Annotated in this window: 10 protein-coding genes; 2 read left to right on the top strand and 8 right to left on the bottom strand. The window is 60.0% G+C overall.

The features are described from left to right. The coding region (locus HP459_RS17925) for a PAS domain-containing methyl-accepting chemotaxis protein (protein WP_171936578.1) at positions 1-981 on the bottom strand (981 nt) is incomplete at its 3' end. 422 nt (positions 982-1,403) lie between these two features. Here HP459_RS17925 and ygjG point away from each other — a divergent pair. After that, a complete protein-coding gene (gene ygjG, locus HP459_RS17930; protein WP_022649457.1) occupies positions 1,404-2,783 on the top strand; it encodes a putrescine aminotransferase in 1,380 nt (459 codons plus the stop codon). 85 nt (positions 2,784-2,868) lie between these two features. On the opposite strand, the gene HP459_RS17935 is transcribed toward ygjG, so the two are convergent. Continuing rightward, on the bottom strand, positions 2,869-3,471 hold the full coding sequence (locus HP459_RS17935; protein ID WP_063841066.1) for a helix-turn-helix transcriptional regulator: 603 nt from the start codon (positions 3,469-3,471) through the stop codon (positions 2,869-2,871). 42 nt (positions 3,472-3,513) lie between these two features. On the opposite strand from HP459_RS17935, the gene HP459_RS17940 reads away from it, so the two are divergent. Further along, on the top strand, positions 3,514-4,203 hold the full coding sequence (locus tag HP459_RS17940) for a B3/4 domain-containing protein (protein WP_063150231.1): 690 nt from the start codon (positions 3,514-3,516) through the stop codon (positions 4,201-4,203). A gap of 197 nt (positions 4,204-4,400) precedes the next feature. Here HP459_RS17940 and lsrG read toward each other — a convergent pair whose 3' ends face one another. The 6 genes from lsrG to lsrA all read right to left on the bottom strand — a co-directional run. Further along, positions 4,401-4,694 carry a (4S)-4-hydroxy-5-phosphonooxypentane-2,3-dione isomerase gene (gene lsrG, locus HP459_RS17945; protein ID WP_022649458.1) on the bottom strand — a complete coding sequence of 98 codons (294 nt, stop codon included), beginning with the start codon at positions 4,692-4,694 and terminating at the stop codon, positions 4,401-4,403. Continuing rightward, on the bottom strand, positions 4,691-5,578 hold the full coding sequence (lsrF, locus tag HP459_RS17950) for a 3-hydroxy-5-phosphonooxypentane-2,4-dione thiolase (RefSeq protein ID WP_022649459.1): 888 nt from the start codon (positions 5,576-5,578) through the stop codon (positions 4,691-4,693). Before lsrF ends, lsrG begins: the two co-directional genes overlap by 4 nt. 11 nt (positions 5,579-5,589) lie before the next feature. Next, entirely contained in the window at positions 5,590-6,591 is a 1,002-nt protein-coding gene (gene lsrB / locus HP459_RS17955; RefSeq protein ID WP_045308011.1) for an autoinducer 2 ABC transporter substrate-binding protein LsrB, read from the bottom strand. 1 nt (position 6,592) lies between these two features. Beyond that, on the bottom strand, positions 6,593-7,570 hold the full coding sequence (gene lsrD, locus HP459_RS17960) for an autoinducer 2 ABC transporter permease LsrD (RefSeq protein ID WP_045308012.1): 978 nt from the start codon (positions 7,568-7,570) through the stop codon (positions 6,593-6,595). Beyond that, the gene (gene lsrC / locus HP459_RS17965) at positions 7,571-8,602 is read right to left on the bottom strand and encodes an autoinducer 2 ABC transporter permease LsrC (RefSeq protein ID WP_171936579.1); all 1,032 of its coding nucleotides are present in this window, start codon (positions 8,600-8,602) and stop codon (positions 7,571-7,573) included. Beyond that, positions 8,599-9,823: autoinducer 2 ABC transporter ATP-binding protein LsrA (lsrA, locus tag HP459_RS17970; protein WP_171936580.1), on the bottom strand; the 1,225-nt coding region annotated here is incomplete at its 5' end. The genes lsrC and lsrA, both read right to left, overlap by 4 nt.

Consider the following 9,823-nt stretch of genomic DNA (forward strand, 5'->3'; position numbering starts at 1 on the left):
GGCCGCGCTGCTGGCAGCCATCGACAGCTTGTCGACTTCGGCTGCGGTCTCAGAGTTACTCTGCACCGACGCCGCCATCTGGTTCATTGTTGCCACGGTCTGCTGCACGTTAGCCACGGTCTGACGCGTGCGGTCGTTGAGATCTTCATTGCCCTGCGCCAGCCTGTCGCTGCCGTCGCGCACGCTCACCACCTGGCTGGAGACGTCGTTGATAAGCCAGCGGCACATCAGCCCCAGTTGTCCGACGGCCCGCAGCGTCAGCCCCAGTTCATCGCTGCGCTTAAGATGCTGCACGCTGTTACGCTCGCCGGTAGCGACCCTGAGCGCCTGCCTTGCGACGTTTTCCACCGGGCGGACAATCTGTTGCTCAAACACCAGGGTGCCAAGCAGCATCACCACGGCTGCCGCCACCAGCGAAGCCCAGCCTGCGGCACTGGCAACCAGCGTTGCGGCCATCACCGCAAAAAGTACCGCCATTACGCTACGCACGCGCCAGCGCAGCGGCATCGCCGGTAATTTGCCGAGCCAGCCTTTGCGCACCACCAGCCCTTTATGAATGCGTTTTTTGCTACGTCCTTCATTGAGCGCCTTATAAAGCGGCTCCACCGCGGCGACCTCGTCCTCGGTGGCGCGGGTACGAATGGACATATAGCCCGTCATCTGGCCGTTACGCACCATTGGTACCGCATTGGCGCGTACCCAATAGTGATCGCCATTTTTACGTCGGTTTTTGACAATCCCGCTCCAGGGCTCGCCCTTTTGCAGCGTGTACCACATGTCGGCAAAAGCCGCTTTCGGCATATCGGGGTGGCGCACAATGTTGTGCGGCTGCCCGAGCAACTCCTGAAGCGTAAAGCCACTCACTTGCACAAAGGTGTCGTTAGTGTGGGTCATGTAGCTGTGGAGGTCGGTGGTCGACATAAGCGTGGTGTCATCGTCCAGCGGATATTCATTCTGGGTGACATAGTCAGGAGAGGACATAGTGAGCATCCCTTGCAGGTTATTTGAATGTTAATTTTGTGGCTTATGTTTTTTCGGCGATAAAAAATTTATCTTTAGTTGTTAAATATGATTGAGATCGCAAATCTCGGTTAAACCGCACTTTTCGTACGCTTTTCTAATTAATTGATTTAAAATACTTTCAACACGAAACTACCTACAAAGCATTATCCCCCGGCGCACACTTAAGGCGCATTTCCTGCCCTGGAGCAGTGCAATTGACGAAACCCCATCCCCGGCTCGTTATCCCTTATCCCGTGCGGCGCGCGATGGCATGATTAAATATTGTGCAACTTTGATTTCACCTGGCGTTTATCCCGATTTTTGTTAAGGCATCTGAGGTGGCGTAATCCCTGCAATACTTAACTCAGTATCATGTGATACGCGATCCCCGGGAGCATATTTTGAACAGGTTACCTTCCAGCGCCTCGGCTCTTGCCTGTACCGCGCACGCACTGAATCTCATTGAAAAGCGAACGCTTGATCATGAGGAGATGAAACAACTTAACCGTGAGGTCATTGATTACTTTAAAGAGCATGTGAATCCTGGTTTTCTGGAGTATCGCAAATCTGTTACCGCCGGCGGGGATTACGGAGCCGTAGAGTGGCAAGCGGGGAGTCTGAATACGCTTGTCGACACCCAGGGACAGGAGTTTATCGATTGCCTGGGTGGTTTTGGTATTTTCAACGTGGGGCACCGTAATCCAGTTGTGGTTTCCGCCGTACAGAATCAACTTGCGAAACAACCTCTCCATAGCCAGGAACTGCTCGATCCGCTTCGCGCCATGCTCGCGAAAACGCTGGCAGCCTTAACGCCCGGTAAGCTGAAATACAGCTTCTTCAGCAACAGCGGCACCGAATCGGTCGAAGCGGCGATTAAACTCGCCAAAGCGTACCAGTCGCCGCGCGGGAAATTCACCTTTATCGCCACCAGCGGCGCGTTCCACGGGAAATCCCTGGGCGCACTGTCTGCTACCGCCAAATCCACCTTCCGCAAACCGTTTATGCCGCTGCTGCCGGGCTTCCGCCACGTGCCGTTTGGCGACATCAACGCCATGCGCACCATGCTGAGTGAATGCCGTAAAACCGGCGACGACGTGGCGGCGGTGATCCTGGAGCCGATTCAGGGCGAAGGCGGGGTGATCCTCCCGCCGCAGGGCTATCTGCCCGCCGTGCGTCAGCTGTGCGATGAGTTTGGCGCGCTGCTGATCTTCGACGAAGTGCAGACCGGGATGGGGCGTACCGGCAGGATGTTCGCCTGCGAGCATGAGAACGTTCAGCCAGACATTTTATGCCTGGCGAAAGCGCTCGGCGGCGGCGTGATGCCGATTGGCGCAACGGTCGCCACTGAGGAGGTCTTCTCGGTTCTATTCGACAACCCGTTCTTACATACCACCACCTTTGGCGGTAACCCGCTGGCCTGTGCGGCAGCGCTGGCCACCATCAACGTGCTGCTGGAGCAAAACCTGCCTGCGCAGGCGGAGCAGAAAGGCGACATGCTGCTGGACGGCTTCCGTCAGCTGGGCCGGGAATACCCGGATTTGGTACAGGATGCACGCGGGAAAGGGATGCTGATGGCGATTGAGTTCGTTGATAACGAAACCGGTTATAGCTTCGCAAGCGAGATGTTCCGCCAGCGGGTACTGGTGGCGGGAACGCTCAACAACTCGAAAACCATCCGCATTGAGCCACCGTTGACGCTCACCATTGAGCAGTGTGAGCAGGTGCTGAAGGCGGCGCGTAAGGCGCTGGCGGCGCTGCGGGTGAGCGTGGAAGAGGCATAAAAAACGCCGGGTGGCGCTACGCTTACCCGGCCTACAACATACTGCAGATGTCGGCCCGGTAAGCGCAGCGCCACCGGGCTGCTTTTTATCGGTGAAACTCTGCCACCGTCATGGTGAAGCGAAGCACGGTATCGCTTTCATTGGCATAGCCGTGCGCCGCTTCCGTTTTCGCCACCGCCGACGCGCCAGCATTAACCTGTGCCACCGTCTCGTCCACCGTCAGGGTTAATACGCCTTCGTTCACGTGCAGCAGCTCAAACGTTCCCGCCGGATGTCCCGGAGAGGTGAACGTTTCTCCCGGATGCATCTCCCACTGCCACAGCTCAATCATGTCCGGGCCTGCGGTGCCTGCCAGCAATCTGGCGTAACCGCCCTGTGCGCCCCGCCACAGAACTGGGATCGCCTCTTCCTGAATAATGTGTACCTGCGGCTCGCTGGAGACATTAACGATATCTGCGACCGAAACGCCAAGCGCGGCGGCCAGTTTACACAGAATGGCAATGCTGGGGTTGGCAGCCCCTTTTTCGATCTCCACCAGCATGCCTTTGCTGACGCTGGCGCGGCGAGAAAGCTCGTCCAGCGACAGTTTTTTCTCTTTCCGCCAGCTGCGGATACGGTTCGCGACGGCCAGGCTTACCTGGGCAACATCGGCGCCCGCGTAGGTCATTATATTGACTTTATCAGTCATTGGTCACTACCATGGTATAAAACAGTCAATACAGGATTATTTATGTCTCTTGTAGCACCGTCAATAGATTCGCGACTTGTCGGGATCGCGCCCGGCTTTCGGGCGTTGAGCATTCAGGTTGAAGCCGCCCCGATCACCCAACCGGAGGTTGCTCCCGCCGCGCTGGCGCAGGTCTGCCAGCAGATGCTCAATGATGATGTGCCCTGGGCAGAAAATCATCTCGCCGCCTGGGATGAGGTGTTTAAAGCCTTTGGTGCAAAACCCAAACGTACGCCCTGCTCGGCCTCGGCTCTGCGTAAGCGCGTGATGAGAGATGGTTCGCTGCCGCCGCTCGACCCGGTGGTGGATATCTATAATGCCATCAGCATCCGCTACGCTATTCCGGTGGGGGGAGAAAATCTGGCGGCTTACGCGGGTGAGCCGCGCCTGACGCTGGCCGACGGCAGCGAGCCGTTTGATACCTTTAAAGAGGGTGAGCCGGTAGTCGAAAACCCGGAACCAGGCGAAGTTATCTGGCGTGACGATCTTGGCGTCACCTGCCGCCGCTGGAACTGGCGACAGGGGATACGCACGCGTCTGGACAGCCAGGCGCAGTCCATGTGGTTTATTCTCGAAAGCCTGCCGTCGATGCCGCTGGCGGCATTACAGGAAGCTGGCGATGAGCTGGTGAGCAATCTGCAAAAGCTGATGCCGGGCGCGACGGCGCGTGTTCAGTTGCTGGAGCTGGCGTGAACAACGCCGGGTGGCGCTTCGCTTACCCGGCCTACAAAATCAACCCCCCCGTACCCGTAGGCCCGGTAAGCGTTAGCGCCACCGGGCAAACACCGCCTCCTCTCGCCCCCGTAGGCCCGGTAAGCGTTAGCGCCACCGGGCAAACACCGCACCATCCCCCCGTAGGCCCGGTAAGTGCAGCGCCACCGGGCAAAACGCTACTCCGGCAACAACCCCACAAAGCAGCGTTTTTTGCGCGGCTCTGACATCAACTCTTCGAGCTTGTCCACGCACGCCAGATAGTGTGGCGTTTGCTTATGCGCCAACACCGCCTCTTCGTCTTTATAGGCCTCATAGATAAAGAACCGGGTTTTCACCCTCGGGTCCTGCAAGACGTCAAAGCGCAGGTTTCCCGGCTCCTGGATCGCCCCCTCGTGGTTGGCGCGAAACACCTCCAGAAACTCATCCACTCGCTCGGGTTTGATGTTGATTTCCACCAGCGTCACGTTCATTTTGCTTCTCCCTGTTTCTCTTCCTGCCAGAACTGGAACGCCTCACGGGCGCTCATATTCTCGTGAACCACTTTCTTCACCGCCTTCAGCATGGCGAGCGGCGCGCTGGACTGGAAGATGTTGCGCCCCATATCCACGCCGGACGCGCCCTGGTCAATCGCCCGCCAGCACATCTCAAGCGCCTCATGCTCCGGCAGCTTTTTGCCGCCCGCGATAACAATCGGCACCGGACAGCTGGCGGTCACTTTTTCAAAGCCCTCGTCCACGTAGTAGGTTTTGACGAACTGGGCCCCCATTTCGGCAGCGATGCGGCTGGCGAGCGAGAAATAGCGCGCGTCGCGCGCCATCTCTTTACCCACGCCCGTCACCGCCAGCGTCGGCATGCCGTAACGCGCCCCCGCATCCACCAGCTTGATGATGTTGTTGATTGACTGATGTTCAAACGGGCTTCCGATATAGACCTGCGCCGCCACCGCGCAGACGTTCAGGCGCAGCGCGTCTTCCATCGCCACCGCCACGCACTCGTTAGACAGCTCGCCCAGAATCGAGTTACCGCCGGAGGCGCGCAGCACCACCGGTTTGTTCGTCGCGGCAGGTACCTGGCTCCTGAGGATGCCGCGGGTACACATCAGCACGTCGGTTTCGCCAAACAGCGGCGCGATGGAGAGATCGATACGCTCAAGGCCGGTGGTCGGTCCCTGAAAGTAACCGTGGTCAAAGGCCAGCATCACCGTGCGGTTGCTCTGCGGATTGAAGATGCGCGAAAGCCGGGACTGCATGCCCCAGTCGAGCGAACCGCAGCCTTTCAGGGTGTACGGCACATTCTGCTGCGGCGTACCGATGCCAAAATCCTTGCCGTCTTTGATGTCGTCTAAATCAGCCATTTGCTCCCCCGTCAGAAATCGTATTTGCTGATGTTCTCTTTGGTGAACACCACCCGCTCCGGCAGCAGCACGATGCCGTTGCCCTTCGCCTCATACTGGTAGCCCTGCACGCTGTTCGGCTCGACCTTCAGCGTCCCGATATCTTTCACCTCCACGCTGTCGCCAGGGTTAAGATCGCCCTTTTTCAGCAAACGATCGGCGACATTGACTGCAATTTTGCCCTGCTGCACCACGTCCCACAGGCCGAAGGCTTTCACCGTGCCGCGCTCAACGTACGGACGCATCACGTTTGGCGTGCTGAAGCCGACAATCGCCACCCCTTCCCGCTTCAGGTTTTCCGCCGCCTGTGCCGCCGCCGGCAGGGCGTTGGCGTCCGGGGCGATGATCGCATCCAGATCCGGATAGGCTTTTAAGATCCCCTCGGCGGTTTGCAGGGATTTAGTGGCGTCGTTATAGCCAAACTGCGTGGTGACGACCTGCCACTGGGGATGGTCTTTCTCGATTTTGGCCTTCGCCTCTTTCACCCACTGGTTCTGGTCGGTGACGGTGGGGCTGGAGTAGAAGAACGCCACTTTCGCGTTCGGTTTGGTGACCTGCTTGCCTGCCATCTCCACCAGCAGGCCGCCCAGCTGTTCCGGCGTGCCCTGGTTGATGTAAATGCTGCGGCACTCCGGTTTGGTGTCGGAATCCCAGGTCAGGACCTTCACGCCGCGCTGCATCGCGCGCTTCAGCGCCGGGCAGAGACCGTCCGGCGACACGGCAGAGACGATGATGGCGTTATAGCCCTGGTTGACGAAGTTATTGATCAGCTGCACCTGGCCGGAGACGCTCGGCTCGGTCGGGCCGTCGTAAGTCACGCCCACGCCAAGATCTTTCCCCGCCTCTTTCGCGCCGTTGCCGCCGCTGGTGAAGAATCCCACACCCACCAGTTTCGGGATAAAGGCAATGCGGTCCGCCGCCTGCGCCGAAGCGAAGCTGAGGGCCATTGCCAGGACGAGCAGTTTTGTTTTCATCTTACGCTCCGGATAGTTTTCTGAAGAGAGAACACACCCATTCACGGTGCAGACTCAGCGAACGCCCCATCACCACCACAACCAGCAGCGCCCCTGACAGCGCGCTCGACACCTGGTTGGGGATGCCAACCATCTGTAAACCCTGTTGCAGGTACCCCACCAGCAGCGCCGCCAGCGCCGTACCGACAACCGAACCTGAGCCGCCGTAGATATTCGCTCCGCCGAGCACGGCGGCGGTGAGCGCAGGCATCAGTAAATCGCGCCCCAGATCCGAACGCGCGGAGCCGAAATAGGAGACCATCACCAGCGCGGCAATCGCCGAGGCCACGCCCACCAGGCCGTACAGCGCATACGGCATACCGTTCACCGACAGCGCCGCATAGCGCGCCGCGCGCGGATTCTGGCCAATTAAAAACAGATGTCGACCAAAGCGCCCGCGATGGGTAATCAGCCAGAAGAAAGCGGTAATCACCGCGAACAGCACCAGCGGGATCGGCAGGCCCAACACCGTGAGGTTAGCGAACGCCGTGAAGCTGTCCGGAAAGCCGCCGATCCCCTCGTAGCCCGTCGCGCCCGCCATGCCGGAGAGCAGCAGCGCCCCGCCGCCGTAGAGGTAGAGCGTGCCGAGGGTGATCACTAAAGGGCTGATACCGGTGTAGTGGATCAGCGCCGCATTCAACAGTCCGCACAGCAGGCCGAGCAGCAGCGTCAGCGGGATGGCGACCGCCATCGGCCACCCCGCCTGCATCATCACCCCCAGCGCGATAGCGCACAGGCCGATGGTTGAGCCGAGGGAGATGTCGATCCCGCCGCTGATAATCACCAGCGTGAGCGGTAGCGCCACGATACCAATGCAGATAAAGTCGCTGGTGCTGAACAGCAGCATATTGATGTCGAGCATGCGCGGGTTGATGGCGCCGAAGAGCAGGATCTCCAGCACCAGTAAAATCAGCAGCGCGCTTTCCCAGTTAAGCCTCATTTACGCCACCTCTTTGTTGCGTTTGGGAAACGGGGTGACGTGCTTTCCCCCTCTGTTACCCGGCTGGAAACGGCTGTATTTCAGCGCCCGCTGATGCCGTGAGAGCGCCTGACGCAGCCGCCCGTCGAGCACCAGCACGCCCAGCAGCACCAGCCCGGCGATAAAGTCGTTCCACCACGCCGGGAGCCTGAACAGCACCAGCACGGTATCGATTTGGGTCAGGAAAAACGCGCCGAGGAACGCACCGACCAACGTGCCGGTACCGCCCAGCAGCGAAATGCCGCCGAGCACGCAGGCGGCAATGGCCTTCATCTCCAGCCCGCTGCCGGTCTGGTTGGGCACAAAGCCTATCTGCGCGGCAAAGACGATCCCGGCGCAGGCCGCCAGCATGCCGTTGAGGGTAAAGGCGATCATGCGGGTGCGGTTCACCGCCACGCCCAGCTGACGCGCGGCGGCGAGGTTATCCCCCACGGCGTAGAAATCACGGCCAAAGGCGGTGCGCGACAATGTCCACGCGCCTGTAACCACGATTATCAACACCACAATGCCGAGCGGAGAAATGCCGACGGCGGCAGGCTCAGAGAGGGATTTCAGCCCCGGCGGCAGCCCTTCAATCCACTTCCCGCCGGTCCACAGCAGCATCGCTCCGCGGTACAGCCCCAGCGTGCCGAGGGTGGCGACAATCGCTGGAATGCGCAGCCCCACCACCAGAAAACCGTTGAACGCCCCCGCCAGCGCGCCAATCGTCAGCGCGAAGAGAATGGAAACGGGCAGACTGTAGCCGCTGTTGAGAGCCACGCCGACGGCAATGGCGGACAGCCCGACGGTGGAGCCGACGGAGACGTCGATATTACGGGTCAGCATCACCAGCGCCGCGCCGATGGCCAGCAAAATCAGGATCTGCGAGCTGGCGAAGATCATCCCCAGCGTCTGTAAGCTCAGGTACGACGGGTTCAGCGCCACCAGCACGGCGAACAGCGCCAGAATGGCGAGAAACGCGCTCAGCTCGCGGTTTTTCAGTAAGATCTTCATGATTGCCCTCCAAACGCCAGCGCCATCATCCGGTCGAGGCTGACGGCGTGGCGCGGCAGCTCGCCGCTGAGCACGCCCTGATGCATTACCAGCACCCGATCCGCGAGGCCGGGAAACTCATCGGGATCGCTTGAGATCATCAGCACCGCCACGTTCTGCGCCGCCACGCTTTTCAGCAGCTGATAAATATCGGCGCGCGCCGAGACGTCCACGCCGCGCGTCGGTTCATCGACGATCAGCAATAAAGGATTAGCCTCCAGGCAGCGCGCCAGCAGCACCTTCTGCTGATTACCACCGGAGAGCGTGCGCACGGTTTGATCCGCATGGTTGAGCTTGATCCCCAGCGCCCGGTGGTAACGCTCCACCACCGCAGACTCCCGCTTTCGCTGCTGCCAGAGCGACGGCTCGTTCAGCGCCACCGTGTTCCAGCGGACAGGCGCGTCGAGAAACAGGCCGGACACCTGCCTGTCTTCCGGCAGATAAACCAGCCCTTTTTCCAGACGGGAACTGACCGGATCGGCGGTGATTTCCTGGTTCTCCAGCCACACCCGCCCGCCGCGTACCGGACGCAGGCCGTAAAGCGTTTCGGCAAACTCGGTACGCCCGGACCCCACCAGCCCGGCCAGACCGACAATCTCCCCGGCATAAATCTCAAGGCTGAGATCGATAAACCCTTCCCCGGTGAGATCCTCCACCCGCAGCACCGGGAAATCCTGCGCCTGGGTTCGGCGGTTGCCCGGCAGCGCCAGCCACAGCTTTTGCGTATCGCTTAGCGACTTTTCCCGGCTGACCGGCGTCATCGCGGCGATCAGGGCGTTATCGTCAAACTGCGCGGTTTCGCCGCTCAGCACCACCGCGCCGTCGCGCATCACCGAGACGTGGCTCGAAATCATGCGAATTTCCGGCAGCTTGTGCGAGATAAAAACAATGCCAACGCCGAGATCCTGCAGCGCGCGGATCTGGCGAAACAGGCGTTCGGTCTCGCCCGGCGTGAGCGATGCCGTGGGTTCGTCGAGGATCAGAATTCTGGCGTTGCGCATCAGCCCGCGCAGGATCTCCACCATCTGCTGATCCGCGACTTCCAGAGTGCTGGCAGCGGCATCAAGATTAAGCTGACATTGCAGCTGCTGGAGTTTCTCCGCCAGCCGCTTTTCCCGATCTCGTTCGCGCGGCAGACGAAACAGGATGTTTTCCCGCACCGTCAGGTTGGGGAAAAGCAGC

The sequence above is a fragment of the Enterobacter sp. CM29 genome (assembly GCF_013179605.1).
Classification (GTDB): Bacteria; Pseudomonadota; Gammaproteobacteria; order Enterobacterales; family Enterobacteriaceae; genus Enterobacter; species Enterobacter intestinihominis.